The 26,336-nt window shown below is 32.2% G+C and carries 38 protein-coding genes and 1 tRNA gene; 36 read left to right on the top strand and 3 right to left on the bottom strand.

From position 1 onward, the window contains the following. Positions 1–74 precede the first annotated feature (74 nt). The 3 genes from L8V82_RS04265 to sodB all read left to right on the top strand — a co-directional run bounded on the left by L8V82_RS04265 (position 75) and on the right by sodB (position 3,556). Positions 75–2,354 carry an anaerobic ribonucleoside triphosphate reductase gene (locus tag L8V82_RS04265; RefSeq protein WP_263724122.1) on the top strand — a complete coding sequence of 760 codons (2,280 nt, stop codon included), beginning with the start codon at positions 75–77 and terminating at the stop codon, positions 2,352–2,354. After that, positions 2,326–2,835 (top strand): anaerobic ribonucleoside-triphosphate reductase activating protein, encoded by a 510-nt coding sequence (nrdG, locus tag L8V82_RS04260; protein ID WP_263724121.1) that lies wholly within the window; start codon positions 2,326–2,328, stop codon positions 2,833–2,835. Before L8V82_RS04265 ends, nrdG begins: the two co-directional genes overlap by 29 nt. A 67-nt stretch (positions 2,836–2,902) precedes the next feature. Beyond that, positions 2,903–3,556: a superoxide dismutase [Fe] gene (gene sodB / locus L8V82_RS04255; protein ID WP_263724120.1), complete on the top strand. Its 654-nt coding sequence runs from the start codon at positions 2,903–2,905 to the stop codon at positions 3,554–3,556. A 30-nt stretch (positions 3,557–3,586) separates the two neighbouring features. Here sodB and purM read toward each other — a convergent pair whose 3' ends face one another. Beyond that, complete coding sequence (purM, locus tag L8V82_RS04250; RefSeq protein ID WP_263724119.1) at positions 3,587–4,576, bottom strand: phosphoribosylformylglycinamidine cyclo-ligase; 990 nt, start codon at positions 4,574–4,576, stop codon at positions 3,587–3,589. Between the two features lie 58 nt (positions 4,577–4,634). On the opposite strand from purM, the gene coaE reads away from it, so the two are divergent. From coaE to L8V82_RS04235, 3 genes are read left to right on the top strand one after another with little or no spacing between them, the layout of a single operon-like run. Further along, positions 4,635–5,228 carry a dephospho-CoA kinase gene (gene coaE / locus L8V82_RS04245; protein ID WP_263724118.1) on the top strand — a complete coding sequence of 198 codons (594 nt, stop codon included), beginning with the start codon at positions 4,635–4,637 and terminating at the stop codon, positions 5,226–5,228. Continuing rightward, positions 5,225–5,974, top strand: a complete 750-nt coding sequence (gene dapF, locus L8V82_RS04240; RefSeq protein WP_263724117.1) for a diaminopimelate epimerase — start codon at positions 5,225–5,227, stop codon at positions 5,972–5,974. The genes coaE and dapF overlap by 4 nt, the downstream gene beginning before the upstream one ends. Further along, complete coding sequence (locus tag L8V82_RS04235) at positions 5,949–6,656, top strand: glucosaminidase domain-containing protein (protein WP_263724116.1); 708 nt, start codon at positions 5,949–5,951, stop codon at positions 6,654–6,656. Before dapF ends, L8V82_RS04235 begins: the two co-directional genes overlap by 26 nt. On the opposite strand, the gene L8V82_RS04230 is transcribed toward L8V82_RS04235, so the two are convergent. Together L8V82_RS04230 and L8V82_RS04225 are read right to left on the bottom strand one after the other, a co-directional pair. Then, complete coding sequence (locus L8V82_RS04230; protein WP_263724115.1) at positions 6,653–7,714, bottom strand: ATP-binding protein; 1,062 nt, start codon at positions 7,712–7,714, stop codon at positions 6,653–6,655. The two genes, L8V82_RS04235 and L8V82_RS04230, sit on opposite strands and share 4 nt — an antisense overlap. A gap of 18 nt (positions 7,715–7,732) precedes the next feature. Further along, a tRNA-Ala gene (locus tag L8V82_RS04225) sits at positions 7,733–7,808 on the bottom strand. Between the two features lie 226 nt (positions 7,809–8,034). On the opposite strand from L8V82_RS04225, the gene rpsJ reads away from it, so the two are divergent. The 30 genes from rpsJ (at position 8,035) to map (ending at position 26,327) form a co-directional block, all read left to right on the top strand. After that, complete coding sequence (gene rpsJ / locus L8V82_RS04220; RefSeq protein ID WP_012660810.1) at positions 8,035–8,346, top strand: 30S ribosomal protein S10; 312 nt, start codon at positions 8,035–8,037, stop codon at positions 8,344–8,346. A 9-nt stretch (positions 8,347–8,355) separates the two neighbouring features. Further along, on the top strand, positions 8,356–8,931 hold the full coding sequence (rplC, locus tag L8V82_RS04215; RefSeq protein WP_012660811.1) for a 50S ribosomal protein L3: 576 nt from the start codon (positions 8,356–8,358) through the stop codon (positions 8,929–8,931). Beyond that, positions 8,928–9,542 carry a 50S ribosomal protein L4 gene (gene rplD, locus L8V82_RS04210; RefSeq protein ID WP_039617137.1) on the top strand — a complete coding sequence of 205 codons (615 nt, stop codon included), beginning with the start codon at positions 8,928–8,930 and terminating at the stop codon, positions 9,540–9,542. The genes rplC and rplD overlap by 4 nt, the downstream gene beginning before the upstream one ends. 1 nt (position 9,543) lies before the next feature. Further along, entirely contained in the window at positions 9,544–9,825 is a 282-nt protein-coding gene (locus L8V82_RS04205) for a 50S ribosomal protein L23 (protein WP_039617139.1), read from the top strand. A 1-nt stretch (position 9,826) separates the two neighbouring features. After that, entirely contained in the window at positions 9,827–10,657 is an 831-nt protein-coding gene (gene rplB / locus L8V82_RS04200) for a 50S ribosomal protein L2 (RefSeq protein ID WP_039617141.1), read from the top strand. A 1-nt stretch (position 10,658) separates the two neighbouring features. Beyond that, positions 10,659–10,940, top strand: coding sequence for a 30S ribosomal protein S19 (gene rpsS / locus L8V82_RS04195; protein WP_039617142.1), 282 nt, complete (start codon positions 10,659–10,661; stop codon positions 10,938–10,940). Positions 10,941–10,949: 9 nt separating this feature from the next. Further along, a complete protein-coding gene (gene rplV, locus L8V82_RS04190; protein ID WP_039617143.1) occupies positions 10,950–11,324 on the top strand; it encodes a 50S ribosomal protein L22 in 375 nt (124 codons plus the stop codon). A 1-nt stretch (position 11,325) separates the two neighbouring features. After that, positions 11,326–12,027 carry a 30S ribosomal protein S3 gene (gene rpsC, locus L8V82_RS04185; RefSeq protein ID WP_039617145.1) on the top strand — a complete coding sequence of 234 codons (702 nt, stop codon included), beginning with the start codon at positions 11,326–11,328 and terminating at the stop codon, positions 12,025–12,027. A gap of 2 nt (positions 12,028–12,029) precedes the next feature. Then, positions 12,030–12,455: a 50S ribosomal protein L16 gene (gene rplP / locus L8V82_RS04180; protein ID WP_012660818.1), complete on the top strand. Its 426-nt coding sequence runs from the start codon at positions 12,030–12,032 to the stop codon at positions 12,453–12,455. Then, positions 12,442–12,627, top strand: coding sequence for a 50S ribosomal protein L29 (gene rpmC / locus L8V82_RS04175; protein ID WP_012660819.1), 186 nt, complete (start codon positions 12,442–12,444; stop codon positions 12,625–12,627). The genes rplP and rpmC overlap by 14 nt, the downstream gene beginning before the upstream one ends. 9 nt (positions 12,628–12,636) lie before the next feature. Continuing rightward, positions 12,637–12,888 carry a 30S ribosomal protein S17 gene (gene rpsQ / locus L8V82_RS04170; RefSeq protein WP_039617148.1) on the top strand — a complete coding sequence of 84 codons (252 nt, stop codon included), beginning with the start codon at positions 12,637–12,639 and terminating at the stop codon, positions 12,886–12,888. After that, a complete protein-coding gene (rplN, locus tag L8V82_RS04165; RefSeq protein ID WP_012660821.1) occupies positions 12,888–13,256 on the top strand; it encodes a 50S ribosomal protein L14 in 369 nt (122 codons plus the stop codon). The genes rpsQ and rplN overlap by 1 nt, the downstream gene beginning before the upstream one ends. Continuing rightward, complete coding sequence (rplX, locus tag L8V82_RS04160) at positions 13,256–13,483, top strand: 50S ribosomal protein L24 (RefSeq protein ID WP_012660822.1); 228 nt, start codon at positions 13,256–13,258, stop codon at positions 13,481–13,483. The genes rplN and rplX overlap by 1 nt, the downstream gene beginning before the upstream one ends. Before the next feature lies 1 nt (position 13,484). Further along, the gene (rplE, locus tag L8V82_RS04155; RefSeq protein ID WP_012660823.1) at positions 13,485–14,030 is read left to right on the top strand and encodes a 50S ribosomal protein L5; all 546 of its coding nucleotides are present in this window, start codon (positions 13,485–13,487) and stop codon (positions 14,028–14,030) included. Between the two features lies 1 nt (position 14,031). Continuing rightward, the gene (locus L8V82_RS04150; protein ID WP_012660824.1) at positions 14,032–14,217 is read left to right on the top strand and encodes a type Z 30S ribosomal protein S14; all 186 of its coding nucleotides are present in this window, start codon (positions 14,032–14,034) and stop codon (positions 14,215–14,217) included. A gap of 12 nt (positions 14,218–14,229) precedes the next feature. Then, positions 14,230–14,625 carry a 30S ribosomal protein S8 gene (gene rpsH, locus L8V82_RS04145; protein WP_039617152.1) on the top strand — a complete coding sequence of 132 codons (396 nt, stop codon included), beginning with the start codon at positions 14,230–14,232 and terminating at the stop codon, positions 14,623–14,625. A gap of 78 nt (positions 14,626–14,703) precedes the next feature. Then, complete coding sequence (gene rplF, locus L8V82_RS04140; RefSeq protein WP_039617154.1) at positions 14,704–15,240, top strand: 50S ribosomal protein L6; 537 nt, start codon at positions 14,704–14,706, stop codon at positions 15,238–15,240. Positions 15,241–15,249: 9 nt separating this feature from the next. Beyond that, positions 15,250–15,606 carry a 50S ribosomal protein L18 gene (gene rplR / locus L8V82_RS04135; RefSeq protein ID WP_039617157.1) on the top strand — a complete coding sequence of 119 codons (357 nt, stop codon included), beginning with the start codon at positions 15,250–15,252 and terminating at the stop codon, positions 15,604–15,606. A 16-nt stretch (positions 15,607–15,622) separates the two neighbouring features. Continuing rightward, positions 15,623–16,066, top strand: coding sequence for a 30S ribosomal protein S5 (gene rpsE, locus L8V82_RS04130; RefSeq protein ID WP_039617161.1), 444 nt, complete (start codon positions 15,623–15,625; stop codon positions 16,064–16,066). Positions 16,067–16,069: 3 nt separating this feature from the next. Continuing rightward, positions 16,070–16,462 (top strand): 50S ribosomal protein L15, encoded by a 393-nt coding sequence (rplO, locus tag L8V82_RS04125; RefSeq protein WP_039617163.1) that lies wholly within the window; start codon positions 16,070–16,072, stop codon positions 16,460–16,462. After that, positions 16,462–17,724 carry a preprotein translocase subunit SecY gene (secY, locus tag L8V82_RS04120; RefSeq protein WP_047207857.1) on the top strand — a complete coding sequence of 421 codons (1,263 nt, stop codon included), beginning with the start codon at positions 16,462–16,464 and terminating at the stop codon, positions 17,722–17,724. The genes rplO and secY overlap by 1 nt, the downstream gene beginning before the upstream one ends. Positions 17,725–17,765: 41 nt before the next feature. Further along, positions 17,766–18,506: a glutamate racemase gene (murI, locus tag L8V82_RS04115; RefSeq protein ID WP_263724114.1), complete on the top strand. Its 741-nt coding sequence runs from the start codon at positions 17,766–17,768 to the stop codon at positions 18,504–18,506. Positions 18,507–18,621: 115 nt separating this feature from the next. After that, entirely contained in the window at positions 18,622–19,653 is a 1,032-nt protein-coding gene (locus L8V82_RS04110) for a type II asparaginase (RefSeq protein ID WP_263724171.1), read from the top strand. An 83-nt stretch (positions 19,654–19,736) separates the two neighbouring features. Next, complete coding sequence (locus L8V82_RS04105) at positions 19,737–20,384, top strand: ferritin family protein (RefSeq protein WP_012660833.1); 648 nt, start codon at positions 19,737–19,739, stop codon at positions 20,382–20,384. Between the two features lie 54 nt (positions 20,385–20,438). After that, positions 20,439–20,912: a DNA-deoxyinosine glycosylase gene (locus tag L8V82_RS04100; protein ID WP_263693857.1), complete on the top strand. Its 474-nt coding sequence runs from the start codon at positions 20,439–20,441 to the stop codon at positions 20,910–20,912. Next, positions 20,912–21,463, top strand: coding sequence for a ribonuclease HII (locus L8V82_RS04095; RefSeq protein ID WP_263663722.1), 552 nt, complete (start codon positions 20,912–20,914; stop codon positions 21,461–21,463). The genes L8V82_RS04100 and L8V82_RS04095 overlap by 1 nt, the downstream gene beginning before the upstream one ends. A 226-nt stretch (positions 21,464–21,689) precedes the next feature. Continuing rightward, the gene (locus tag L8V82_RS04090) at positions 21,690–22,718 is read left to right on the top strand and encodes a tRNA-dihydrouridine synthase (protein WP_263724113.1); all 1,029 of its coding nucleotides are present in this window, start codon (positions 21,690–21,692) and stop codon (positions 22,716–22,718) included. Between the two features lie 100 nt (positions 22,719–22,818). Next, entirely contained in the window at positions 22,819–24,102 is a 1,284-nt protein-coding gene (locus L8V82_RS04085; protein WP_373416664.1) for an aromatic amino acid transport family protein, read from the top strand. Positions 24,103–24,113: 11 nt separating this feature from the next. Further along, positions 24,114–25,481: an L-serine ammonia-lyase gene (locus L8V82_RS04080; protein WP_257395850.1), complete on the top strand. Its 1,368-nt coding sequence runs from the start codon at positions 24,114–24,116 to the stop codon at positions 25,479–25,481. A gap of 90 nt (positions 25,482–25,571) precedes the next feature. After that, positions 25,572–26,327, top strand: a complete 756-nt coding sequence (gene map / locus L8V82_RS04075; RefSeq protein ID WP_257928259.1) for a type I methionyl aminopeptidase — start codon at positions 25,572–25,574, stop codon at positions 26,325–26,327. Positions 26,328–26,336: the final 9 nt, after the last annotated feature.

Here is a 26,336-nt window from a genome sequence, read left to right as displayed (position 1 = left end):
AGTTTTTGTACTAAACTTATCTTTTAAAAGTGCTATTTTATAGTGCTTAGAGATTATTTTTTAGGAAAATTTCCATGAGAATAAAATTTATTATAAAAAGAGATAAAAGCCAAGTTGCATTTGATATTTTTAAAATCAAAAATGCTATTTTCAAAGCCAATATAAATTCCACAGATGAAAAATTAAATAATGATTTTTTAGATAAGCTTTGTGATGAGGTTGTAGCTTTGCTTGATGAAAAGCACATACAAGTAGAACAAATTCAAGATAAAGTTGAAGAAGTTTTAATCAAAAATGCCTTAGTTAATACCGCAAAATCTTATATTTTATACCGTCAAAAAAGAACACAAATTCGCAATGGTAGTTATGATTTGCTAAGTTTGTATGATGATTTAACTTTTAAAGATTCCAAAGAAGCTGATTTAAAAAGAGAAAATGCAAATATTAATTCAGATAGTGCTATGGGTATGATGTTAAAATATGGCTCAGAAGGCGCAAAATACTATGTAGATGAGTGTATTTTGCCAAAACATATCGCAAATGCACACAAAAACGGCGATATACACATACACGATAAAGACTTTTATATGCTAACACAAACTTGTTGTCAAATAGACTTATTGAAGCTTTTTGAAAAGGGTTTTAGCACAGGGCATGGAAGTTTGCGTGAGCCAAATGATATCAGATCTTATGCTTCTTTAGCTTGCATTGCCTTGCAGGCTAATCAAAATGAAATGCATGGGGGTCAGTCTATACCAAATTTTGATTTTGCTATGGCAAAAGGTGTGGTAAAGACTTTTCAAAAAGAGTATAAAAAGGCTATAAATGCTTTTTTTGAAATAAAATTAGAGCAAAGTTTAGACGAGCAATTCTTTAAAAATGCTAATTTTCAAGCTTTTAGCGAAAAAGAATGTTTCAAAGAGCTTTTAAGGCTTAAGTTAAATAGCGATGAGAATTTTTTAAAACAAGCAAATGCTTATGCTTATAAAAGAGCATTAAAGCAAACCCAAGATGCGACTTTTCAAGCTATGGAAGCTTTAATACATAATCTTAATACTATGAACTCAAGAGCAGGAGCCCAAGTGCCTTTTAGCACGCTAAATTATGGTACCGATATATCTTTTGAGGGACAAATGGTAATAGAAAATTTGCTAAAAGCCACGATGAAAGGCCTAGGAAATGGCGAAACACCAATTTTCCCTGTGCAAATTTTTAAAGTAAAAGAGGGTATTAACTATAATGAAAAAGACCCAAACTATAAGCTTTTTAAACTTGCTATAGAATGTGCTTCTAAAAGACTTTTTCCAAATTTTAGCTTTTTAGATGCAAGTTTTAATGCAAAATATTATAAAAAGGATGATTATAACAGCGAAGTAGCCTATATGGGTTGTAGAACTAGAGTTATGGCAAATGTTTATGATGAGAGCAAAGAAATCACAAGTGGTAGGGGAAATTTAAGCTTTACAAGTATAAATCTTGTGCGTTTAGCCATAGAAGCTAAAGGAAATTTAGAGCTTTTTTACTCACTTTTAAAAGAAAAATTAGAACTTGTGTATGAGCAATTGCTCCATAGATATAAAATTCAAAGTCTAAAAAAGGTTAAAAATTTCCCATTTTTAATGGGCGAGGGAATTTGGATAGATTCAGATACTTTAAAAGAAAATGATAGCGTAGAAAAAATCATAGCACATGGGACTTTGGCTATAGGCTATATAGGACTTTGTGAGAGTTTAATGGCTTTGATAGGTTCTCATCATGGACAAAGTCAAGAAGCAAGGGAGCTTGGCTTACAAATCGTGCGTTTTATGCGTGAATTTGTTGATGAAAAAGCACTCAAAGATAAGCTTAATTTTTCACTCATAGCTACTCCAGCTGAGGGTTTAAGTGGAAGATTTTTAAAACTAGATCAAAAAAAATACGGCATTTTAAAAGGCATAACCGATAAAGATTTTTATACTAATTCTTTTCATATTCCTGTAGATTTTCCTATTAGTATATATGAAAAAATTCAAATAGAAGCCCCATATCATGAGCTAAATAATGGTGGGCATATTACTTATGTAGAATTAAATGGCGATGTGAGTAAGAATTTAGAAAGTTTTGAGCGCATTATAAAATGTATGAAAGAAAGCAATATAGGCTATGGTTCGATTAATTTCCCTCTAGATAGGGATCCAGTGTGTGGTTATAGTGGCGTGATAGATGAGTTTTGTCCAAAGTGTCATAGAAAAGAAGATGATATTAAATTCGAACGCATAAGAAGAATCACAGGTTATTTAGTAGGAACGCTTGATCGTTTTAATGATGCTAAAAAAGCTGAAGTTTATGCAAGAATTAAACACGATTTTTCTTAGATTAGCTGGTGTTATAAAAGAATCCATAGTTGATGGTTATGGATTGCGTTATGTGATTTTTACTCAAGGCTGCCCTCATCATTGCAAAGGTTGTCATAATCCACAAACACATGATTTTAACAAAGGATATTTGCAAGATTTAGCAAGTTTATATGATGAGATTTGCAAAAATCCTTTGCTCCAAGGTGTTACTTTTAGTGGTGGAGAGCCTTTTATGCAAGCAAAAAATTTAAGCATGCTAGCAAAGCACATTAAGGTTTTAGGGCTTGATCTTACTATATATACAGGTTTTACTTATGAAGAGCTATTACAAGAGCAAGCTATGAAAGAATTGCTTATCTTGGCTGATGTTTTGATAGATGGGAAGTTTATTTTAGAGCAAAAAGATTTATCTTTAAAATTTAAAGGTAGTAAAAATCAACGCATTATCGATGTAGCAAAAAGCTTAGAGCAAGGCAAAGTAATACTTTTTGAAAAATAAAGACTCATTTAGTCTTTTTTAATTTAACTATGTTAGAATGTTATAAAATTTAAAAAAGGAGAACAATATGTTTGAATTAAGAAAACTACCTTATGAAGCAGACGCTTTTGGAGACTTTTTAAGTGCAGAGACTTTTGCATTTCATCATGGCAAACACCACCAAACTTATGTAAATAACCTAAACAATCTTATCAAAGATACTGAATTTGCAGGAAAAGATTTAGTTTATATTATACAAAATTCAAATGGTGGAGTTTTTAACAACGCTGCTCAAGTGTATAATCATGACTTTTATTTTGATTGCATTAAGCCAAAAACATGCTGTGGCTGTGGCTGTTCTTTGAGCGCTGAGTTTAAAACAGCGGTTGAAAAAGACTTTGGTTCTATGGAAAATTTAAAAGAAGAGTTTATTAAAGGAGCTACAGGGGTATTTGGTTCTGGTTGGTTTTGGTTAGTTTATAACACTCAAAATCAAAAATTAGAATTAATAGCTACAAGCAATGCCGCTACACCTATCACTGAAGGTAAAGTTCCGCTTTTAGTAGTTGATGTATGGGAGCATGCTTACTATGTAGATCACCGCAATGCACGCCCTGCGTATTTAGAAAAATTCTACGCACACATTAACTGGGAATTTGTAGCAAAAGCTTATGAATGGGCTATTAAAGAAGGTATGAACTCAGTAAGCTTTTATGCAAACGAACTTCATCCACTAAACTAAAATAAAATCTCTTAGAGTTTCTAAGAGATTTTATTCTAAAACAACCCCTTCGTTTAATACAACTTCGCCTATTACATAAGCGTCTGAGTTTTCTAAAACTTTTCCTACATTAGATGGATCTACCACCATAACTAAGCCCACGCCCATATTAAAGCTTCTATACATTTCAGCCTCTTCTACACTTTGGCCTATTTGGTAAAAAATTTCAGGAGTTTTTAGATGATGTTTTCTGATGATAGCACCTATTCCTCTTGGGAAAACTCTTGGTAAATTTTCTACTAAGCCACCACCTGTTATATGAGCTAGTGCATTGATGAAAGGTTTTAATTTTAAAAAGTCTTTTACATAAATTCTTGTAGGTTCAAGTAAGATATCGATTAAATTTTTACCCTCTATTTTATCATCAAATTTAAGCTTTTGTGCTTCAAATAATACTTTTCTAGCTAAAGAATATCCATTAGAATGAAGCCCGCTACTAGGTAGGGCTAATAAAATATCTCCATTTTTTACAAAATTTCTTCTATCTATCTCATCTTTTTCAGCCATACCCACTGAAAAACCTGCTAAGTCAAAATCACTGCTATGATACATCCCTGGCATTTCAGCAGTTTCTCCGCCTATTAAGGCGCAATTTGCTTTTTTACAACCATTAGCAATCCCTGCTACAACTTTTTTAGCAACTTCTACATCTAATTTAGCAGTTGCATAATAGTCTAGAAAAAACAAAGGCGTAGCAAAATTACAAATTAAATCATTCACACACATTGCTACTAAATCCTCGCCTATGGTATCAAATTTTTGACTATCAATAGCAAGGCGCAACTTCGTACCTACTCCATCAGTTGCTGCTAGCATAACAGGATTTTTAAAACCACTTGGCATAGCAAAAGCACCTGAAAAAGAGCCTATGCCACCTAAAACATTTTCATTAAAAGTTTCTTTTACTAAAGGCTTGATTGCTTCTACAAAAGCATTACCATTGTCTATACTTACGCCCGCATCTTCATAGCTTATATTCATTTATCTTCCTTTAAGAATTTAAAAGGTATTTTAACTAAAAATGTTTTAAGGCTAAATTATGCAAAATGCTTATTTTGTAACTTCAAGTATAGCAGGTGGAAAGTCAAGCTTTATAAAAATAGTTCAAAATTTGGGTTTTGATACTTTAAGCGCAGATACAATAGCTCATGAGCTTTTAAATGAAAATGCAAATTTTATAGCTAAGCTTTTTAACAATGATGATTTAATCATAGCAGGAAAAATAGATAGAAAAAAACTTGGCTCTATTGTATTTAATGATTTAAATGCCAAAAAAAAGTTAGAAGATTTTTTACATCCTAAAATCAAAGAAACTATTTTACAAAAAGCTCAAATTTTAGATAAAAAAAACAAGGCTTTTTTTATAGAACTGCCTTTATTTTTTGAAAATAATCACTATCAGAATTTGGGAAAAAGTATATTGATTTATACTCCAAAAGAACTTTTACTTCAAAGATTAATGCAAAGAGATAATTTAGATGAAAATGAAGCCTTAAAAAGAATTAATTTGCAGCTTGATATAGAAGAAAAGCTAAAAAAAGCAGATTTTGTGATAAAAAATACTTCAGGTTATGAAAATTTTGAGAAAAATGTGCTAAATTTTTTAAAACACACTTTAAAGGTTGAAAAATGAAATTTTACAAGTACTGTGCTAGCGGGAATGATTTTGTGGTGTTTGCAGATAGCGAAAAGAAAGATCGCAGTGAATTAGCTAGAATTCTTTGTAATCGTTATGAGGGCATAGGTGCTGATGGACTTATAGTGGTAGTACCTCATGATAGATATGATTTTGAATGGGAATTTTATAATTGTGATGGGAGTAAAGCAAGTATGTGTGGTAATGGCTCGCGTGCAGCAGCACATTTTGCTCATCATTATTTAAAAAAATCTCAATATTTAAATTTCTTAACCGGTGCAGGACTTATAAAATCTTTTGTTGATGATGATATGGTTGAAATCAAGCTTAGTGGGGTAAAGGATATCAAAGAATCCTTTGAATATAAGGGTAGAATTTGGCAAGGTTGTAATACCGGAGTTCCACATGTGGTTACCTTTGTTGATGATTTAAATGAATTTGATGTCAATTTATGCAAAGAAGTGCGTAAAAAATATAATACAAATGTTAATTTTGCTAAAGTGGAAGATGATGAGTTTATAAGAGTTAGAACTTATGAACGTGGAGTAGAAGATGAGACTTTAGCTTGTGGTACGGGCATGGGGGCTTGTTTTTACTTGGCGTATTTAAATCAAAAAGTAAAAGATGATATTTTGGTAAAGCCAAAAAGTAATGAAAGCTTGCATTTTAGATTAGAAGAGGATCAAATATTTTTTAGAGGAAAGGTGAAGTGCTGTTTTGAAGCTGATTATAATTTTACTTAGTTGTGTTTTATTTTTAAAAGCTGAATTTATAGCAGGTTTTGATGAGCAATATTATGCTTTAAGCATAAAAGAAAAGCGTGAAGTTTTTATCAAAAAAATCAATGCTTTATTAGATGTTTCTTTTAAAGAGATAGAAAAGGAAAAAGAATTTATAGAATTATTCTTTAAAGAAGCTATAAAGAATAATTTTAGAAAATTAAATACTAATGCTGTGCAAAAACTATGGTCTTTAAAAGAAAAATACCGTGTTAAAAATTTATACGATCATAAAGAATACCAAATGCGTATTCAAAAGGTGCCAAAGTCTTTAGCCATAGCCCAAGCTATTATTGAAAGCGCAACTGGTACAAGTCGTTTTGCTAAAGAGGCAAATAATTTATTTGGAGAATGGACTTGGGGTGAAAAAGGTTTAATTCCAAAAGAAAGAGGCGAGGGTAAAACTCACAAAATTCGTATATTTGATAGTTTGCAAGAAAGTGTGGATTCGTATTTGCTTAATTTAAATCGCCATGATGCTTATAAAGAATTTAGATCTTGGAGGTGGGATACTATAAGTGAAAATAAAAAACTTGATGGTAAAGAAGCAGCAAGTCATTTAGAAAAATACTCAGAGATTAAAAGTAATTATACTAAGCTCATTATTTCTATTATAGAACAACATAATCTTGATGAGTTAGATTAATTACCCAAGGCCCACTCATCAAAAGGCAAAATCATCACACGCACCCCTTCGATGAAAAACTCATCTCTTTGTGAAAGCGTGATGATATAAATAGTCGAAAGTGCAAGTTGGTTTTTACTAAGTATTTTTTTGACTTTTAAGCTAAGTAAATCTTTATCTTTAAAGGGTGAGCATAAAAATGCATTTTTAAGACTTGGTAAGTAAAAATCAAAATGTTTAGTATAAAAAATTTCTCGTTTAAATTTAAACAACTCGCTTAAAATCAAATTTTCAAACAAAGCACTAAAGTCTTTTTGTATGCTTAGAGAATTTTTTAATGAAAAGTCCCAAAAATATACTTTTTTTAAATTTTTTTCAAGATTTTTTACAAAATACAAAGTGTAGTTTGATTCTAGTTTTTCTATGCTTTTATATAAGGTATCTTTGGAAATTTTTATACTGTTTTTTAGAGTTTTTAATAACTCATTAACGCTAAATTCACTCCCAAGTTCTAAGGCAATTTGTTTGAGTATGGTAAGTTCTAATGGGGTATAAAAGCTTTTTAAGTATGATGAGTTTGTGTTAAAATTGTGATTTAAAATCACATTGCGCCCTGTGTGTAAAAAATAACTTACCATGGTTTTGGTATCAGCATATTTTTTATTTAAGCTTAAAAATTCTTCAAAGTCTAAATAATCTAAATGAAGTTCTTCAAACTGATCTAAGCAAAAATTACTATCACAAACGCTTATTATGATTTGCAAATTAAGATGTTTTAAACTAGCAAAGTCAAAATCATGAGTAAAGTTACAAAGTGCTAAAAATTTAATTTGCGGATTATAAGTTAAAAATGAATTTAAATTTATTAAAGCACTTGCTTGAAATTTTAAATCATCACAATCAATAAAAAGTATATTTTCTGCTTTATACAAAGATAAAAAATTTAAGATCAAATTTTTCTTACCACTTGCAAAACCACCTTTTATAATGATGTTTTTATGGGTTTGGATTTGAATTTTTCTTTCATCAAATTTTTGAAATTTTGGGTAATTATCGTAAAAAAATTGTAGTGATTTCATAGATTTCTTTATACTAAATGGTGGAGCATAGCGGGTTCGAACCGCTGACCCCAACGCTGCCAGCGTTGTGCTCTCCCAGCTGAGCTAATGCCCCTTTAGATTTTGAAATCATACTATATCTTTTCTTAGATTTTCTTAATGCATAAAAAATCTGATAAATTTTATAAAATTTAATTTTTATCCTTTTGAAAAGGAAAATAATTAAAAAAAATATATAAATTTCTTGACATAGCAAAGTATGTTTTTATATAATCTCAACATCATTTTATATGGTGGTTAGATTCTTATGGGTCTAACGAGTTCTTTACAAAGGAAAAAATATGGAAAGAATCAGGCTTAAGCTAAAAGCTTATGACCACAGAGTTCTAGATCGCACAGTTGCAGCAATTGTAGAAGCTGTTAAAAGAACAGGTGCTGACATCAGAGGTCCAGTGCCAATGCCTACAAAAATCAAAAGATACACAGTTTTGAAATCTCCACACATCAACAAAGATTCACGCGAACAATTTGAGATGAGAATTCATGCTCGTATGCTTGATATTGTAGCAGCTACTCCAGATACAGTAGATTCACTCACTAAGCTTGACTTGGCTCCAGAGGTCAATGTTGAAGTAAGAGCTATGGGTAAATAAGGATAGAATATGGAATACATTGTAGAAAAAATTGGTATGAGTAGAACAATCAGCACACCAAGCATTCCTGTAACCTTACTTAAACTTGTTCAAACTAAAGTATGTGAAGTAGAAAATGGAAAAGCTTTGGTTGCTTATGTAAAAGGCAAAGCAAATAATAAATGCATTGCAGGTCAGCAAAAAAAATACAATCTTTCAGCTGAATATAATAGATTTGCTTCTTTAGAAGTAGCAAACACAGAAGCAGGCGATATTGATCTTAATCCTTTAAAAGAAGCTTCTATCTTAAAAGTAAGCTTTAATTCTAAAGGTAGAGGTTATAGTGGGGTTGTTAAAAGACACGGATTTGCCGGAGGTCCTGCAAGTCACGGTTCAAGATTCCACAGACGTCACGGATCAATCGGTAACCGCGAATGGCCAGGTCGTGTTCAACCAGGTATGAAAATGGCAGGTCATTATGGTAATGTAAAAGTTACTGTTAAAAATGAAGTAGTTTCATTTGATGAAGAAAATGGCATCTTAGTAGTAAAAGGTGCGGTACCAGGATTTAATGGTGCTATGGGTAAAATAAGGATTGCAAAATGAGTAAAGTAACTGTTTTAAATGATAAATTTGAAAAAGCTAGTGAACTCGATCTTCCAGCAAAATATGCAGAAGTTAATCCTCACAACCTTTATTTATATGTAAAATCTTATCTTGCTAGCCTTAGAGCAAACACAGCTCATACTAAAGGTAGAAGCGATGTAAGCGGTGGTGGTAAAAAACCATGGAGACAAAAAGGTCGTGGTGGTGCAAGAGCAGGTTCAACAAGAACGAATGTTTGGGTTGGTGGTGCTGTGGCATTTGGTCCTACAAACAATCGTAACTATTTCCAAAAAGTTAATAAAAAACAAAAACGCTTAGCGCTTGAAAGAGCATTGGCTGATAAAGCACAAAACAATGCATTATTCTCAGTAGATAGTTTAAGCATTGAAAGCGGTAAAACAAAAGATGCAAATGCAGTTATTAAAAAGCTTGGTTTAAAAGATGCTTTAATTGTAAAAGATTTACTAGATGAAAAAACACTTCTTGCTTTTAGAAACTTAGCAAATTGCTATGTAGTTGATATTAGCGAAGTAAATGCTTATTTAGTATCTGTATTTAATGCTGTTATCATTGAAAAAGCAGCGCTTGAATCTATCGTAAAAGAGGGTTAAAATGGCAGATATTACTGATATAAAAACAATACTTTACACTGAAAAAAGCTTAAACCTTCAAGAGCAAGGTGTTGTAGTTATTCAAACTTCTCCAAAAATGACTAAAAATGGTCTAAAAGAAGTTTTAAGAGAATATTTTGGTGTAACTCCAGTAAGAATTAATTCTTTAAAAATGGATGGAAAAGTAAAGCGTTTTAGAGGTCGTGAAGGTCAAAGAAATAGCTTTAAAAAATTCTATGTTAAGCTACCAGAGGGTGTGAGCTTAGAAAGTTCGGAGGCATAAGATGGCAATTAAAACTTATAAACCATATACTCCAAGTAGAAGATACATCACAGGTGTAAGCTCTGATGATATCACAGCAAAAGCTAGTGTACGTTCATTACTTGTAAAACTTCCAGCTCATGCAGGTCGTAACAATAATGGTAGAATCACAAGCCGTCATAAAGAAGCAGGTGCTAAAAAACTTTACAGAATTATAGATTTTAAAAGAAGAAAATTTGGTATTGAAGGTAAAGTTGAAGCAATCGAGTACGATCCATACAGAAATTGTCGTATTGCATTAATCTCTTATAGAGATGGTGAAAAAAGATACATCTTACAACCAAAAGGTTTAAGTGTTGGTGATGTTGTTTGTGCTGCTGAAAGCGGACTTGACATTAAACCAGGTAATGCAATGAAATTAAGAAATATCCCAGTGGGTACTATCGTACACAATATCGAGTTAAAACCAGGCAAAGGCGGTCAAATGATCCGTTCAGCAGGTGCTTATGCTCAATTAATGGGTAAAGAAGAAAAATACGTTATCTTAAGACTTGCAAGTGGTGAAATGAGACAAGTTTTAGCTGAATGTATGGCAAGTATCGGTGAAGTTGGTAATGAAGAATGGTCAAACGTGACTATCGGTAAAGCAGGTAGAAATCGCCATAGAGGTATTCGTCCTCAAACAAGAGGTTCTGCGATGAACCCAGTTGATCACCCGCACGGTGGGGGTGAAGGTAAGAAAAATTCAGGCCGTCATCCAGTTACTCCATGGGGTAAACCAACTAAAGGTGCTAAAACTCGCCGTAAAAAAGCTAGCGATAAGCTAATAATTTCAAGAAGAAAAGGAAAGTAAGATGGCTAGGTCACTAAAAAAAGGTCCTTTTGTTGATGACCATGTAATGAAAAAAGTCATCGCTGCTAAAAAAGCTAACGATGGTAAGCCAATTAAAACTTGGTCAAGACGCAGCACTATTATACCTGATATGATAGGTTTAACTTTTAATGTTCATAATGGAAAAAGCTTTATCCCAGTATATGTTACTGAAAATCATATCGGTTACAAATTAGGTGAATTTGCACCTACTAGAACATTCAAGGGTCACAAAGGCTCTGTTCAGAAAAAAATAGGTAAGTAAGGGAGATTTATGAGTAGAGCGTTAATTAAATTCATAAGATTATCTCCAACTAAAGCGAGATTGATTGCTAGAGAAGTTCAAGGTATGAATGCAGAGCTTGCATTAGCTAGTTTGAAATTTATGCCAAATAAAGGTGCTAAATTTATAGCAAATGCTATTTCAAGTGCTGTAGCAAATGGCGGATTTGAAGCAAATGAAGTTGTTGTTTCAAGTTGTCGTGTTGATGCTGGTGCGGTTTTAAAAAGATTTAGACCAAGAGCTAGAGGAAGTGCTAGTCGTATTAGAAAGCCAACTTCACACATTTTGGTAGAAGTTAGTAAAGTAGAAGCAAGTGCTGAAAAAACTACAAAAGCTAAAAAAGCATCAGTGAAAAAGGAAAGCTAATATGGGACAAAAAGTAAATCCGATTGGTTTAAGACTAGGAATTAATAGAAATTGGGAATCAAGATGGTTTCCTACAAAAGCTAATTTAGCAGAAAATATTGGTGAAGATTATAAAATCAGAACTTTCTTAAAAAGAAAACTTTATTATGCAGGAATTAGCCAAATTCTTGTAGAAAGAACAGCGAAAAAATTAAGAGTAACTGTTGTAGCTGCAAGACCAGGGATTATTATTGGTAAAAAAGGTAGTGATGTTGATATTTTAAGAAAAGAACTTCAAGATTTAATCAAAAAAGAAGTTAATATCAATATTAAAGAAGAAAGAAAAGCAGGTGCTTCAGCTCAGCTTGCAGCTGAAAGTGTTGCTACTCAACTTGAAAAAAGAATTGCTTTTAGAAGAGCAATGAAAAAAGTAATTCAAGGAGCGCAAAAAGCAGGTGCTAAAGGGATTAAAGTTTCGGTTTCAGGCCGTTTAGGTGGTGCTGAAATGGCAAGAACTGAATGGTACTTAGAAGGTCGTGTTCCACTTCACACTTTAAGAGCAAAAATTGATTATGGTTTTGCAGAAGCACATACTACTTATGGAAACATAGGTATTAAAGTATGGATCTTCAAAGGTGAAGTTTTACAAAAGGGTGTTCAACCTGAAAAAACCGAAGAAAACGCTCCAGCTAAAAAAACTAGAAGAGCAAGAAGAGGTAAATAATCATGTTAATGCCAAAAAGAACTAAATATCGTAAAATGATGAAAGGGCGTAACAGAGGTTATGCCAACAGAGGGACTGAATTTACTTTTGGTGATTTTGCCCTAAAAGCAACTGAAGCTGGCCGTATCAATTCACGTCAAATCGAAGCAGCTCGTATTGCTTTAACTCGTTTTGTAAAAAGACAAGGTAAAACTTGGATTAGAGTTTTCCCAGATAAACCTCTAACTAAAAAACCTTTAGAAACTCGTATGGGTAAAGGTAAAGGTGCAGTTGAGGAATGGGTAATGAACATTAAACCAGGTCGCATTATTTATGAAATGGCAGGGGTTAATGAAGAAATGGCAAGACAAGCTTTAACTTTAGCGATGCACAAATTGCCATTTAAAACTAAGTTTGTTACAAGAGAGAGCCAAAATGAAATATACTGAGATTAAAGATAAAACAGCAGGTGAGCTTGCAACAATGCTAAAAGAAAAAAAGGTGCTTTTATTTACTTTAAGACAAAAGCTAAAAACAATGCAGCTAACTAATCCTAAAGAGATTAGCGAAGTTAAAAAAGACATCGCTAGAATCAATACTGCAATTAGCGCTTTAAAATAAGGATAGAAAATGGCATTTAAAAGAGAAATTCAAGGCGTTGTTGTTCAAATTGCTGGAGATAAAACAGCAACAATTTTGGTTGAAAGAAAAGTGGTTCACCCAAAATACAGAAAAATCGTAAAACGCTTTAAAAAATATTTAATTCATGATGAAAGAAATGAACTTAAAGTGGGAAATACTGTAGTTGCTATTGAATGTAGACCACTTTCTAAGAGAAAATCATTTCGCTTAAAAACTATAGTATCAGCAGGAGTTGAGTAATGATTCAAAGTTTTACTAGGCTTGCAGTTGCTGATAATAGCGGTGCAAAAGAATTAATGTGTATTAAGGTTTTAGGTGGTAGTAAAAGAAGATACGCTACTGTTGGTGATGTAATCGTTGCGTCTGTAAAAAAAGCTCTACCAAATGGTAAAGTTAAAAAAGGTCAAGTAGTAAAAGCAGTTATCGTTAGAACTAAAAAAGAAATTCATAGAGACAATGGTTCTTTAATTCGTTTTGATGAAAATGCAGCAGTTATTCTTGATGCTAAAAGAGAGCCTATCGGAACGCGTATTTTTGGACCAGTAGGTCGTGAAGTAAGATATGGTGGCTTTATGAAAATTGTTTCACTAGCACCGGAGGTGTTGTAATGAAATTAAAAATTAAAAAGAATGATATGGTAAAAGTTATCGCAGGCGATGACAAAGGCAAAACAGGTAAAGTTTTAGCAGTATTCCCTAAAACAAATAAAGTAATTGTTGAGGGTTGCAAAATCGCTAAAAAAGCTGTTAAGCCAAGTGATAAAAATCCAAATGGCGGTTTTATCAATAAAGAAATGCCAATGGATATTTCAAATGTAGCAAAGGCAGGAGAATAAGATGATGAGATTGAAAGAAAAATATACTCAAAATATCAAACCTGCTTTAGTAAAAGAATTTGATATCAAAAATCCTATGCTTATTCCTTTTATTGAAAAAGTTGTAATCAGCGTAGGTGCTGGGGAATTAGCAAAAGATCAAAAAGTATTACAAAATGTTGCAGATACTATTTCATTGATCGCTGGACAAAAAGCAGTTATCACAAAAGCTAAAAAATCAGTTGCTGGTTTTAAAGTAAGAGAAGGCTTCCCAGTAGGTGTAATGGTAACATTAAGAAAAGATAATATGTATGCTTTCTTAGATAAGCTTATTACTATAGCTCTTCCTCGTGTTAAAGACTTTAGAGGTCTTCCAAGAGATGGTTTTGATGGAAGAGGAAACTATAACTTTGGTTTAGATGAGCAGTTAATGTTCCCAGAAGTTGAATATGATAAAATCTTAAGAACTCATGGTATGAACATTTCTATCGTTACAACAGCAAAATCAGATAAAGAGGCACAAAAATTATTAGAATTATTTGGCGTGCCATTTGCAAAAGGAAAGTAATATGGCTAAAAAATCAATGATTGCAAAAGCTGCCCGCAAACCTAAATTTAGTGTTAGAGGGTATACTAGATGCCAAATTTGTGGAAGACCACATTCAGTTTATAGAGATTTTGGAATTTGCAGAGTTTGCTTAAGAAAAATGGCAAATGAAGGTTTAATTCCTGGTCTTAAAAAAGCAAGTTGGTAAGAGGAAAGAACCATGATAAATGATTTAATTTCAGATTCACTAACAAGAATTAGAAATGCAGGGATGAGAAGATTAGAAACTACTCAGCTTTTGCATTCTAAAGTTATCGAAGCTTTACTTGGAATTTTCCAAGCTAAAGGCTATATTGAAAGCTTTAATGTTATTGAAGAGGATAAAAAGAAATTCATCAATGTAGTTTTAAAATATGATGAAAAAGGTAAAAGCGTAATTAACGAAGTTAAGCGTATTTCTAAACCTGGTCGTCGTGTTTATAAAGGCAAAGATGAGATTAAAAGATTTAAAAACGGTTATGGTACTATCGTAGTAAGCACTTCAAAAGGTGTTTTAGCTAACGACGAAGCTTACAAAGCAGGTGTTGGCGGCGAAGTTTTATGTACTATTTGGTAAGAGTTTCTACTTTTTATGGTATTCGGTATCCATTCTTATAAAGTAGTCATATCGTAGACAAGTAAAAAGGAAAAATGAATGTCTCGTATAGGTAAACAACCAGTTGCTATTCCAAGTGGAGTAGAAGTAAAATTAGAAGGTAACTTGCTAAAATTCAAAAAAGGAAATTTAGCAAAAGAGCTTGATACAAAAGCAAATGTTAATGTTGAGATTAAAGAAGGACAAATTCTTTTCTCTCCTAAAGGTGAAGATAGACAAAGTAGAGCTTATTGGGGAACTTATAGAGCTTTAGCTCAAAACATCATCATCGGTTTAACTGATGGTTTTAGCAAAACTTTAGAAATCAACGGTGTTGGTTATAAAGCTGCGTTAAAAGGTAAAGTTCTTGAACTTGCTTTAGGTTTTTCTCATCCTATCAACTATGCTATTCCAGAAGGCATAGAAATTACTGTTGATAAAAACAATGTTATTATCAAAGGTAGTGATAAACAAGTGGTAGGTCAAGTTGCTGCTCAAATTCGTGAATTTAGACCACCTGAGCCTTACAAAGGAAAAGGTGTTAAATATTCAGATGAGCGTATTATCCGCAAAGCTGGTAAGACATCTAAGAAGTAAGGATAGAATATGAGAGCAAATGTATTAAAAAGAAAAATATCTTTAAGAATTAAAAGAAAAAAAAGAATTAGAGCAAAAATTTCAGGAACACAAGCTCTTCCAAGAGTTTCTGTTTTCAAATCAAACAGAACTTTATATATCCAAGCTATCGATGATGTTAAAGCAGTAACTTTAGCAGCAGTAGATGGAAGAAAAATTGGTGTTAAAGCAAATAAAGAAGGCGCTAAAAAAATAGCAGCTGAATTTGCAAAAGTTTTAAAAGCTAAAAACATAGAAGAAGCAGTGTTTGATAGAAATGGTTATTTATACCATGGTGTGATTGCAGCATTAGCTGAAGCACTAAGAGAAAACGGAATCAAACTATAACCCAAAAGGAAGATCGATGGAAAAATATAATAGAGAAGAATTTGAAGAAGTAATCGTCGATATCGGCAGGGTTACTAAGGTTGTTAAAGGTGGTAGAAGATTTAGATTTACTGCTTTAGTTATCGTTGGAAATAGAAAAGGTTTAGTTGGTGTGGGCTATGGAAAAGCTAAAGAAGTTCCAGATGCTATAAGAAAAGCAGTTGATGATGCTTTTAAAAACATTGTTGAAGTTAAAACAAAAGGTTCAACTATCCCTCATGATGTAGAAGTAAAATACAACGCAAGTAGAATTTTACTTAAACCAGCAAGCGAAGGTACAGGGGTTATTGCAGGTGGTTCAACACGTCCTATCGTGGAACTTGCAGGTATTAAAGACATTTTAACTAAGTCTTTAGGTTCAAATAATTCAGCAAATGTTGTGCGTGCTACTATCAAAGCACTTACAATGCTTAAAGGATAATCGATGAATTTAACAAAAGCACCAGGTTCAACACATAAAACCAAAAGAATAGGCCGTGGTCAAGGTAGTGGTATGGGTAAAACTTCTACTAAAGGTGGAAAAGGCCAAACTGCTAGAAAAGGTTATAATGAAAAAAGAGGTTTTGAAGGGGGTCAACAACCACTTCAAAGACGTTTACCAAAAGTAGGCTTTACTTCTAAATTTGAAAAACCTTATGTGATTAATGTTGAAAAAATCACAGCAATCAAAGAGCTTAGCGAAATTACATTTGAAACAATCAATAGCATTCATAAGCTTTCAAAAAATGTAAATAAAGTTAAGCTTATTGGGGCAAGCGCTAAAGATCTTGCTAGTAAAATTAAAGACGAGAAGATTACTTTTAGCGGACAAAAATAATGAATAAAACATTGACGAATAAAATTCTCATAACATTAGCTTTTTTATTCGCTTATAGAATACTAGCTTATGTTCCAGTTCCGGGGGTTAATGTCAGTGTTATCAAGGAATTTTTTGATTCTAATGCATCTAATGCATTAGGCTTGTTTAATATGTTTAGTGGAGGTGCTGCTGAAAGACTTAGCATCATCTCTCTAGGCATTATGCCTTATATTACTGCTTCGATTATTATGGAGCTTTTAGCGGCAACTTTTCCTAATATAGGAAAAATGAAAAAAGAACGCGATGGTATGCAAAAATATATGCAAATTATCCGTTATGCTACTATAGCTATCACTTTGATACAAAGTATAGGCGTTTCTATAGGTTTACAAAGTCTTCATGGAAAAGCAGGTCAATCAGCCATTATGATTGATATGAATACTTTTATCGCACTTTCTGCTGTTTCTATGCTTGCAGGTACCATGCTTTTGATGTGGATAGGTGAGCAAATCACTCAACGCGGTATAGGAAATGGTATTTCTTTAATCATCTTTGGTGGTATTGTTTCTACAATTCCAGGTGCAATTAGTGGAACAGTAAATTTGGTAAATACAGGTGAGATGAATTTCTTGACTATCATTGCCATTTTAGTTGTAATTTTACTTACTATTTGGGCTATTATAGTAGTAGAGCTTGGAGAAAGAAGAATTCCTATTTCTTACTCAAGAAAAGTAATCATGCAAAATCAAAACAAACGCATTATGAATTATATACCTATTAAGATCAACTTAAGTGGTGTTATTCCTCCTATTTTTGCAAGTGCGATTTTGATGTTTCCAAGTACTATTTTGCAAACAAGTACAAATGAATATGTGTTAAAAATTTATGACTTTTTAAATCCAAACGGATTTTTCTTTCATTTTTTAACATTCTTACTTGTTATTTTCTTTGCGTATTTTTATGCATCAATTGTATTTAACGCAAAAGATATAGCTGAAAATCTTAAAAGACAAGGTGGTTTCATACCAGGTATTAGACCAGGTGAAGGAACTGCAAATTATCTTAATGAAGTAGCGTCAAGACTTACCTTGTCAGGTTCTATTTATTTAGGGCTTGTAGCTACATTACCATGGCTTATTGTGAAGTTGTTTGGTGTGCCTTTTTATTTTGGTGGAACTTCTGTTTTGATCGTAGTTCAAGTAGCACTTGATACAATGAGAAAAATTGAAGCTCAAATTTATATGAATAAATACCAAACTTTAAGTGCAGTAGGCTTATAAGAAAGTAGATTTTCTACTTTCTTCCTTTTTAAAGGATTTTGATGAGACTAGGCGTTTTTGATAGCGGTGTAGGTGGGCTTAGTGTTTTAAAATCTTTACTTCAAGCAAAACTTTTTAAAGAATATATTTACTATGGGGATACTGCAAGAGTGCCTTATGGGGTTAAAGATAAAGAAACTATCATTAAATTTTCCCTAGAAGCTTTAGAATTTTTCAAAGAAAAAAAAGTCGATATGCTTATCATTGCGTGCAATACAGTCAGTGCGCATGCTTTAGAAATTCTAAAAGCAAATGCGCCATTTCCGGTTCTTGGAGTTATAGAAGCAGGGGTTTTAGCGGTTAAAAACTCTTTAGAAGATAAAAACTCTAATATATTAGTCATTGCAACACAAGCTACCGTGGATTCTCATGCTTATAAGCAAGCTTTAATCAAAGAAGGCTTTTTAAAAGTGGAAGAAAAAGCAACGGGACTTTTTGTACCTATGGTTGAAGAAGGGATTTTTCAAGGAGATTTTTTAAAAGCCGCTTTTGAGTATTATTTTAATAAGCTCAAATTTCATCCTAATGCTCTAATCTTAGCATGCACGCATTTTCCTTTAATTGCCCATTCTTTATCAGAATATTTTGGTAAAAATACAAAACTTATTCATTCGGGTGAAGCTATAGCTTTGCAATTAGAGCAAGAATTTAACTTAACATCAATCCAAGAAGAAGCTAATATCGAATTTTACGCTTCAAGTGATGTAGAAAAACTAAAAAAAATTGCAAATTTATGGCTTTAAATTAATAGCTATTTACTAAAATATTTTTTATATTTATAATTTATTTTTATTTAAACATAGTTGCATTATAATCTTTATCATTTCTAATGAAAGGACTAACATGAAAAAAATGTTAATGTGTGCAGCTATGGCACTAAGTTTAGGAGCAGGAATTTTGGAAGCAAAACCAAAAGTTGCAATTTTAGCTACAGGCGGAACTATTGCGGGTTCGATTGATAGTTCAGTAGCTACTACAGGTTATACAGCTGGAGTTTTGGGGGTTGATACTTTGATTAAAGCAGTACCTCAAATTCAAGATTTAGCAGTAATTAGCGGAGATCAAATTGCTAATATTGATAGCAAAGATATGACAAATGAAATTTGGCTAAAACTTGCTAAAGAAGTTAATAGACTTTTAAAATCTGATGTAGATGGAGTTGTAATTACCCATGGTACTGATACTATGGAAGAAACCGCATATTTCCTAAATTTAACCGTAAAAAGCGACAAACCTGTTGTTTTGGTTGGTGCAATGCGCCCATCAACTGCAATTAGCGCAGATGGTCCTAAAAATCTTTACAACGCTGTAGCATTAGCAGCAAATCCTCAAGCAAAAAATAAAGGCGTAATGGTAGCTATGAATGATAGAATTCAAAGTGCTAGAGGCGTTATGAAAACCCATAGTTTAAATGTAAATGCATTTAGCTCACCAGATATGGGTGATATGGGTTATATAGTAGATGGAAAAGCATTTTTCTATAATACTAATACAAAATTACACACTAAAAAATCTCCATTTGATATTAGTAAGCTAAAAGAATTGCCAAAAGTAGATATTCTTTATAGTTATGCAAATGATGGTAGCGGTGTTGCAGCAAAAGCTTTGTTTGAAAATGGAACTAAAGGTATAGTTGTAGCTGGAACAGGTGCTGGTAGTATCCATGATTATCAAAAAGATGTGTTAAAAGAATTGCTTAAAAAAGGTCTTAATGTAGCGGTAAGCTCACGTGTAGTAGCTGGTAGAGTTGCAGTAAGTGATGCTGATGCAAAACTTGGTTTCATTGATACAGGTGATATGAGTCCTCAAAAAGCTAGAGTATTATTAATGCTTGCTCTAACTAAAACAAGCGATCCTAAGAAAATCCAAGAATATTTCTTAAAATACTAAAATCTTAAACACCCAAATGCTACAATAACATTTGGGTGGATTTTTCAATCAAAATCTTACTTAATTAATCACAAGGATATTAAATGAAACAATATGAAAGTTATAAATGCCAAAAATGTGGCAATGAAGTAGAAGTACAAAATGTAGGTGGTGGAAAGCTTAGCTGCTGTGGTCAAGAAATGGAGTGTATTACTAAAGATTTAACAGCTGTAAATTTAATGAAAGCTTTTGCGGGTGAATCTATGGCAAGAAATAAGTATGATTTATTTGCAGATATTGCTCAAGAAGAAGGTTGGCATGCTATTGCAAAACATTTTAGAGAAGCTGCAGAAAACGAAAAATGGCATGCAAGAGCTGAGTTTAAAGCTTATCATGAATTAGTAGATGGTAAGGCTTTAGAAGAAACTGCTAAAAATTTAATCTGCGCAGCAGAGGGCGAAAACTATGAGCATACTACTATGTATCCAAATTTTGCAAAAATCGCAGAAGATGAGGGCAAAAGAAATATAGCAAGATTATTTACAGCTATAGGCAAAGTAGAAATTGAGCATGAAAGAGAATATCTAGCGCTTAAAAAAATGCTTGAAGAAGAAGATTTCTTTAATTCAGAAGTAGAAGAATTGTGGGTTTGTGAAGTTTGTGGGCATATACACCGTGGTAAAAAAGCACCAAATGCCTGTCCTTTATGTAAAGCTCCAAAAGAATACTTCAAACGCGAATTTTTAGGATGATTTTAAAAACCTTGATAAAAATGATAAAATATTTTATTTTTATCAAGGTTTAATATGCAAATTCTAACTCATCCTTTCAAACCTTTTTTTGATGAAAACTCAAAAGTTTTAATACTAGGTTCTTTTCCATCTATCAAGTCAAGAGAAGAAAATTTTTATTATCAACATAGCAAAAATCGTTTTTGGCGTATTTTTGAAATATTATTTGAGTGTGAGTTAAAAACAGTACAAGATCAAAAAGCTTTTTTAAAAGCAAATCATATAGCACTTTGGGATGTTATAGCAAGTTGTAAGATAAAAAATTCAGATGATAAAACTATTTCTTATGCTAAAGCAAATGATATAAATATTATTTTAGATAAAGCAAATATAGAAAAAATTTGTGTTTTAGGTAAAGTTGCAAGTAAATATTTTGCTAAATTTTATCCTGAGCAAGAATTTTTTGAACTTCCTTCAAGTTCTCCTGCTAATATGAATTATTCTTTAGAAAATTTAGTAGAAAAATATAGCATTATAAAGGAAAAATAATGGCTTTAGTTGGAGTAGATGAGGCTGGGCGCGGGGCTTTGGCTGGAGATATGCACATAGGAGCTTGTAAGCTTTTAAAAAATATTGATGGTTTGGCTGATTCTAAAAAATTAAGTGCAAAAAAAAGAGAAGAACTATATGAGCAAATTCTTTCTAACTCAAATTTTTTAATCCTTGCTTTTTCGCCTTTGCAGATTGATACTTTAGGGCTTAGTCAGTGTTTGCAACTAGCTTTAAAAATCATAAAAAAGCATTTTAACCAAGATGAGATTTTGTATGATGGAAATTTAAATTATGGAGTTTTAGGCATAAAAACCATGATTAAAGCTGATATGAAAGTACAAGAAGTTTCAGCAGCTAGTATATTAGCCAAGGTAAGTCGTGATCAAAAAATGTGTTATTTTTCTAAATTATATAATCATTATGATTTTGATAAACACAAAGGTTATGGTACAAAAGCTCATATAGAAAAGATTAAAGCATTTGGTTATTCGCCCTTACACCGCAAAAGCTTTATGTTAAAGTGTTTTGAGAAAAGTTTATTTGATTAAATTGTGTGATTTTTACACTTTTGTATTTTGAATTTTACTTTCTTTTAAAAATAATAGAATGTTTTAATATTTGAAATATTATTATTAAGATAAAAAAATATAGTCAAAAAATATTTTTTTAATAATTATTTATTAAAAATAATAATATTAGTTAAAATTGCTATATGTTTTAAGAAAAATTAATTTTTTTCTATTATAGTAATATAAAAATATTTCAAGGGGTATTATGTCTTTACTTTTAAGTGGGTTAAAGATTGGAAATTTTTATGTAAAAAATCGCATTGTAATGCCCCCTATGGATATGTATGAAACGCAAGTTTTAGATGGTAAGATTAATCAATTTCACTTGATACATTATGGAGCTAGAGCTTTGGGTGGTGTTGGGCTTATTATAATTCAAGCTTGTGCAATTAATGAAAATGCAAAAATAGCTGATAATGATATAGGTCTTTGGGGAGATTTTCAAATTCAAGGACACAAAGAACTTGTTGAGCTTTGCCATCATTTTGGAGCTAAAATTGCCATTCAGTTAAACCACAGTGGCCGTAAAAACTCATGTAAAGAGGCTATATTAAAAGCTCCAAGTAATATAGCTTTTAGTGAAAAATTTTCCAAACTTCATGTTTTAAGCAAAGATGAAATTTTACAAATAGAGCAAGAATTTATTCAAAGTGCTAAAAGAGCTAAAGAAGCAGGTTATGACGCAGTAGAGCTTCATAGTGCTCATGGGTATTTGCTTAGTTCGTTTTTATCGCCTTTATCAAATCAAAGAGATGATGAATATGGTGGCAGTTTTGAAAATAGAACGCGTCTTTTGTGTAATATCATTAAGCGTATAAAAAAAGAAGTTGATATTGCTTTATTTGTAAGAATTTCAGCTACAGAATGGCAAGAGGGTGGTTGGAATTTAGAAGATAGTAAAAAACTTGCCTTGATTTTAGAAAAATTAGGCATTGATATGCTAGATGTTTCAGCAGGAGGAAATATCAATAAACCTTCTTTGGTGCCAAACTTAGCACCACTTTACCAAGCTCCTTATGCTAAGGCCTTAAAAGAAGTTGTTAAAATTCCTATATCTTGTGTGGGTCTTATAAATAGCGCTAGCGAAGGCGAAGCCTTGCTTTTGGGCGAGGTGTGTGATTTGATTTGTTATGGTAGAAAATTACTAAGAAATCCAAATTTTGCAAATGAAGCCGCAGTTGCTTTAAATGAAAGAGAAAAAATTATGCCAAATTACTCTAGAGCATATTTGTAAAATAATACAAAAAGTTTTTTTAGGTAAAAGCTTTTTTTATTATTTTTTACAAGGAGAAAATGTGGATAATCTTAAGTGGAATTCTTTTGATACGCGTTGGATGCTTTCTCTTTTTGGGACTGCAGTTGGTGCGGGGATTTTATTTTTACCTATTAAGGCAGGTGTTGGTGGTTTTTGGCCAGTTGTTGTAATGGCTTTGATTATTTTTCCAATGGTATATTTAAGCCATAGAGCTTTAAGTCGTTTTGTATGCCAAGCAAATGGTAATGATAAAGACATTACTCATGCGGCTGAAGAGTATTTTGGTAGAAAAGTAAGTATTTTTATTTCTGTGCTTTATTTCTTTGCAATTTTCCCAATTTGTTTAGCATATTGTGTAGGTATAACTAATACTTTTGAGAGTTTTATTTATAATCAATTCTTACCACTTTTAGATCCAAATGGTTCTTTTGCAAGTGCAATTAGTGCTATGTATCAAACAAGTGTTAATGAGCAAGGAAAAACTATAGCTAATTTACTTCCTTTTTATAGAGCGCTTTTTGCTTTTGTTTTGGTAAGTATTTTTATGCTTATTATGCTTTTTAGTGAAGAATTGATCACTAAAGTATGTGAGTGGCTTGTATATCCTTTGTGTGCTATTTTATTTTTATTTTCTTTATATCTTATCCCACAATGGTCATTTGAAAGTTTTAGCGCTATTCCAGGAACAAAAGAATTTATTACTATAGTATGGCTAACTTTACCGGTTTTAGTGTTTTCATTTAATCACTCACCAGCGATTTCTACTTTTTCTTTAAGTGTAAAAAGACAATATCCTGAAAATTCAGTACAAAAAGCAAATCAAGTATTATTTAGAACTTCTGTAATGTTACTTGCTTTTGTTATGTTTTTTGTGGTATCTTGCGTGCTTTCTTTAACTCCTGCAGAACTTGCTGAAGCAAGAGCACAAAACATACCTGTACTTTCTTATTTTGCTAACAAACTTGATAATCCATTTATTTCTTATGGTGGTCCATTAATTGCGTTTTTAGCAATTTCTAGTTCATTCTTTGGACATTATTTTGGTGCTAGAGAAGGTGCTTATGGTATAGTTAGAAAATGCTGCAAATTAGCAGGCAATGAAAATCCTGATTTGAAAAAAATCGCAGTTTATTCAACTTTGGTAATGTATATTATTATGTTAATCACTGCTTATGTAAATCCAAGTATTTTAGGCTTTATTGAAAGCTTAGGTGGACCAATTATTGCTGCGATTTTATTCTTAATGCCTATGATTGCAATTTACACTGTTTCTAAAATGAAAAAATTCCAAAACAAAGCTTTAGATGCGTTTGTATTTATCACAGGTATTTTGACAATCATCACTGTAATCTATACTTTTTAAGGTGTTAATGAATGAGTAGTAATTTAAGTATATTTAAAGTTGGTGTTGGTCCTTCATCTTCTCATACCTTAGGACCAATGCTAGCAGGGAATATGTTTTGTGAAAAAATCAAAGATAAAATCACACAAATTACAAAAATTCAAATCAAACTTTATGGCTCTTTATCGCTTACTGGTAAAGGCCATTTAAGTGATAAGGCTATTATATGGGGTTTGAGTGGATTAAAGGCAAAAGAGCTTAATGCTGCTTTGCAAGATCGTGTGTTTAATAAAATTTTACAAGATAAAATTTTGGTTTTAAATGCTCAAAAAGAATTAAATTTTGACTATGATAAAGATTTGATTTTTGAAAAAGACTTTTTACCTTTACATGAAAATGGGTTGAAAGTAAGTGCTTATGATGAAAATGGAGAAATCATTGCTGAAGAAATTTATTATTCAGTAGGTGGTGGTTTTGTTATGAGTGAAGTTGAGCTTCAAAAACACAAAGACGGAGCTTGTGAGCAAAAACATACTAAATTAGAACTTGATATTAACAATGCAAGCGATGCTTTAAAAATTTGTGAAGAAAAATCATGGGATCTAGCAAAACTTTCTTATGAATATGAGCTTCAATTTCATACTAAAGAAGAAATTAGAGCTTATTGTTTAGAAATTTGGGAAGTAATGCAAGAGGTTTATTATAATGGTATTCACCCAAGCTCAGATTTCCTTCCAGGAAATTTACACTTAAAACGCCGTGCTAAAGGGCTTAATGAGCGTTTGGCTATGACAAGCGATCCTTTGGGGATTATTGATTTTATTTCTTTATATGCTATTGCTATTGCAGAGGAAAATGCAAGCGGAGCTAGAGTGGTAACTGCTCCAACTAATGGAGCTTGCGCTGTTGTGCCTGCTGTAATGCTTTATCTTAAAAATCATACGGTTGGTTTTAATGATGAAAAGGCTATTAATTTTTTACTAACTGCTATGTTAATAGGCTCTTTTTATAAGAAAAATGCAAGCATAAGTGGCGCTGAAGCTGGCTGTCAAGCTGAAATTGGTAGTGCAAGTTCTATGGCAGCAGGAGCTATGGCTACTGTGATGGGTTTTGATGCAAAGATAGCTTGCAACGCTGCTGAAATTGCAATGGAACATCATTTAGGTTTAACTTGTGATCCAGTAAGTGGTTTAGTGCAAATTCCTTGTATAGAAAGAAATGCCTTTGGAGCAATTAAAGCTATTTCAGCTGCTAGAATGGCAATGAGTAGAAAATCTACTCCAAAAGTAAGTCTTGATGAGGTTATAAAAACCATGTATGAAACCGGCAAGGATATGAACTCAAAATACAAAGAAACTTCTTTAGGTGGCTTAGCTACTAATCTTACAAGTGTATGTTAAAACCTTAAGTTTTAGAACTTAAGGTTTTTTCCTTAAAGCTTTTAAAAGCGCATAAATGCTAAATTTTTAAAAATTTTAAGGAAAATATAAATGATAGAAATCAAAAAACCAGCAGAAATAGAAAAATTACGCAAAGCAAATGAGCTTGTAGCTAGAACGCTTGATTATCTAGAAACTATCATAGTTCCGGGTATGAGTTTAAAAGAAATTGATATTAAAGCAGAAGAATTTATACTTGATCATGGTGCAAAACCATCTTTTAAAGGTTTGTATGGTTTTCCAGGCAGTATTTGTATCTCGCTTAATCAAGCTTGCATTCATGGTGTAGGCGATGAGCGTATTTTAAAAGAAGGCGATATTTTAGGGCTTGATGTGGGTACTTGCATAGATGGATATTATGGAGATGCAGCAAGGACTATACCTATAGGTAAAATTTCAGCTACTGATGAGGCGTTAATTGCTTGTGCTAAAGATGCTTTGTATTATGCTATAGATATTATCAAAGAGGGCATGCGTTTTAAAGAACTTTCTTATGAGCTTGGTGAGTTTATTACTAAAAGAGGTTTTGTACCTTTGAAAGGTTATTGTGGTCATGGTATAGGTAAAAAGCCACACGGTGAGCCTGAAATTCCAAATTATTTAGAACCAGGAGCTAGTGCAAAAAGTGGCCCTAAAATCAAAAATGGCATGGTATTTTGCATAGAGCCTATGGTGTGTCAAAAAGATGGCACACCAGTGCATTTAAAAGGTAATTGGGAAGCAGGAAGCAAAGATGGTTTAAATGCAGCTCATTATGAGCATTGTGTTGCTATTATAAATGGTAAGGCAGATATTTTATCTAAGTAAGAAAGTTTA

The sequence above is a fragment of the Campylobacter sp. IFREMER_LSEM_CL2151 genome, from assembly GCF_025771725.1.
GTDB lineage: Bacteria > Campylobacterota > Campylobacteria > Campylobacterales > Campylobacteraceae > Campylobacter_D > Campylobacter_D lari_C.
The sequence above is the reverse complement of the archived record's forward strand: the minus strand, read 5'-3'. Positions and strand labels throughout refer to the sequence as shown.

Bases quoted from the DNA above. Each gene is read 5' to 3' on its own strand.
- L8V82_RS04265 (WP_263724122.1), top strand. From the start codon at position 75: ATGAGAATAAAATTTATTATAAAAAGAGATAAAAGCCAAGTTGCATTT.
- nrdG (WP_263724121.1), top strand. From the start codon at position 2,326: ATGCAAGAATTAAACACGATTTTTCTTAGATTAGCTGGTGTTATAAAA.
- sodB (WP_263724120.1), top strand. From the start codon at position 2,903: ATGTTTGAATTAAGAAAACTACCTTATGAAGCAGACGCTTTTGGAGAC.
- purM (WP_263724119.1), bottom strand. From the start codon at position 4,576: ATGAATATAAGCTATGAAGATGCGGGCGTAAGTATAGACAATGGTAAT.
- coaE (WP_263724118.1), top strand. From the start codon at position 4,635: ATGCAAAATGCTTATTTTGTAACTTCAAGTATAGCAGGTGGAAAGTCA.
- dapF (WP_263724117.1), top strand. From the start codon at position 5,225: ATGAAATTTTACAAGTACTGTGCTAGCGGGAATGATTTTGTGGTGTTT.
- L8V82_RS04230 (WP_263724115.1), bottom strand. From the start codon at position 7,714: ATGAAATCACTACAATTTTTTTACGATAATTACCCAAAATTTCAAAAA.
- rpsJ (WP_012660810.1), top strand. From the start codon at position 8,035: ATGGAAAGAATCAGGCTTAAGCTAAAAGCTTATGACCACAGAGTTCTA.
- rplC (WP_012660811.1), top strand. From the start codon at position 8,356: ATGGAATACATTGTAGAAAAAATTGGTATGAGTAGAACAATCAGCACA.
- rplD (WP_039617137.1), top strand. From the start codon at position 8,928: ATGAGTAAAGTAACTGTTTTAAATGATAAATTTGAAAAAGCTAGTGAA.
- L8V82_RS04205 (WP_039617139.1), top strand. From the start codon at position 9,544: ATGGCAGATATTACTGATATAAAAACAATACTTTACACTGAAAAAAGC.
- rplB (WP_039617141.1), top strand. From the start codon at position 9,827: ATGGCAATTAAAACTTATAAACCATATACTCCAAGTAGAAGATACATC.
- rpsS (WP_039617142.1), top strand. From the start codon at position 10,659: ATGGCTAGGTCACTAAAAAAAGGTCCTTTTGTTGATGACCATGTAATG.
- rplV (WP_039617143.1), top strand. From the start codon at position 10,950: ATGAGTAGAGCGTTAATTAAATTCATAAGATTATCTCCAACTAAAGCG.
- rpsC (WP_039617145.1), top strand. From the start codon at position 11,326: ATGGGACAAAAAGTAAATCCGATTGGTTTAAGACTAGGAATTAATAGA.
- rplP (WP_012660818.1), top strand. From the start codon at position 12,030: ATGTTAATGCCAAAAAGAACTAAATATCGTAAAATGATGAAAGGGCGT.
- rpmC (WP_012660819.1), top strand. From the start codon at position 12,442: ATGAAATATACTGAGATTAAAGATAAAACAGCAGGTGAGCTTGCAACA.
- rpsQ (WP_039617148.1), top strand. From the start codon at position 12,637: ATGGCATTTAAAAGAGAAATTCAAGGCGTTGTTGTTCAAATTGCTGGA.
- rplN (WP_012660821.1), top strand. From the start codon at position 12,888: ATGATTCAAAGTTTTACTAGGCTTGCAGTTGCTGATAATAGCGGTGCA.
- rplX (WP_012660822.1), top strand. From the start codon at position 13,256: ATGAAATTAAAAATTAAAAAGAATGATATGGTAAAAGTTATCGCAGGC.
- rplE (WP_012660823.1), top strand. From the start codon at position 13,485: ATGATGAGATTGAAAGAAAAATATACTCAAAATATCAAACCTGCTTTA.
- L8V82_RS04150 (WP_012660824.1), top strand. From the start codon at position 14,032: ATGGCTAAAAAATCAATGATTGCAAAAGCTGCCCGCAAACCTAAATTT.
- rpsH (WP_039617152.1), top strand. From the start codon at position 14,230: ATGATAAATGATTTAATTTCAGATTCACTAACAAGAATTAGAAATGCA.
- rplF (WP_039617154.1), top strand. From the start codon at position 14,704: ATGTCTCGTATAGGTAAACAACCAGTTGCTATTCCAAGTGGAGTAGAA.
- rplR (WP_039617157.1), top strand. From the start codon at position 15,250: ATGAGAGCAAATGTATTAAAAAGAAAAATATCTTTAAGAATTAAAAGA.
- rpsE (WP_039617161.1), top strand. From the start codon at position 15,623: ATGGAAAAATATAATAGAGAAGAATTTGAAGAAGTAATCGTCGATATC.
- rplO (WP_039617163.1), top strand. From the start codon at position 16,070: ATGAATTTAACAAAAGCACCAGGTTCAACACATAAAACCAAAAGAATA.
- secY (WP_047207857.1), top strand. From the start codon at position 16,462: ATGAATAAAACATTGACGAATAAAATTCTCATAACATTAGCTTTTTTA.
- murI (WP_263724114.1), top strand. From the start codon at position 17,766: ATGAGACTAGGCGTTTTTGATAGCGGTGTAGGTGGGCTTAGTGTTTTA.
- L8V82_RS04110 (WP_263724171.1), top strand. From the start codon at position 18,622: ATGTGTGCAGCTATGGCACTAAGTTTAGGAGCAGGAATTTTGGAAGCA.
- L8V82_RS04105 (WP_012660833.1), top strand. From the start codon at position 19,737: ATGAAACAATATGAAAGTTATAAATGCCAAAAATGTGGCAATGAAGTA.
- L8V82_RS04100 (WP_263693857.1), top strand. From the start codon at position 20,439: ATGCAAATTCTAACTCATCCTTTCAAACCTTTTTTTGATGAAAACTCA.
- L8V82_RS04095 (WP_263663722.1), top strand. From the start codon at position 20,912: ATGGCTTTAGTTGGAGTAGATGAGGCTGGGCGCGGGGCTTTGGCTGGA.
- L8V82_RS04090 (WP_263724113.1), top strand. From the start codon at position 21,690: ATGTCTTTACTTTTAAGTGGGTTAAAGATTGGAAATTTTTATGTAAAA.
- L8V82_RS04085 (WP_373416664.1), top strand. From the start codon at position 22,819: ATGCTTTCTCTTTTTGGGACTGCAGTTGGTGCGGGGATTTTATTTTTA.
- L8V82_RS04080 (WP_257395850.1), top strand. From the start codon at position 24,114: ATGAGTAGTAATTTAAGTATATTTAAAGTTGGTGTTGGTCCTTCATCT.
- map (WP_257928259.1), top strand. From the start codon at position 25,572: ATGATAGAAATCAAAAAACCAGCAGAAATAGAAAAATTACGCAAAGCA.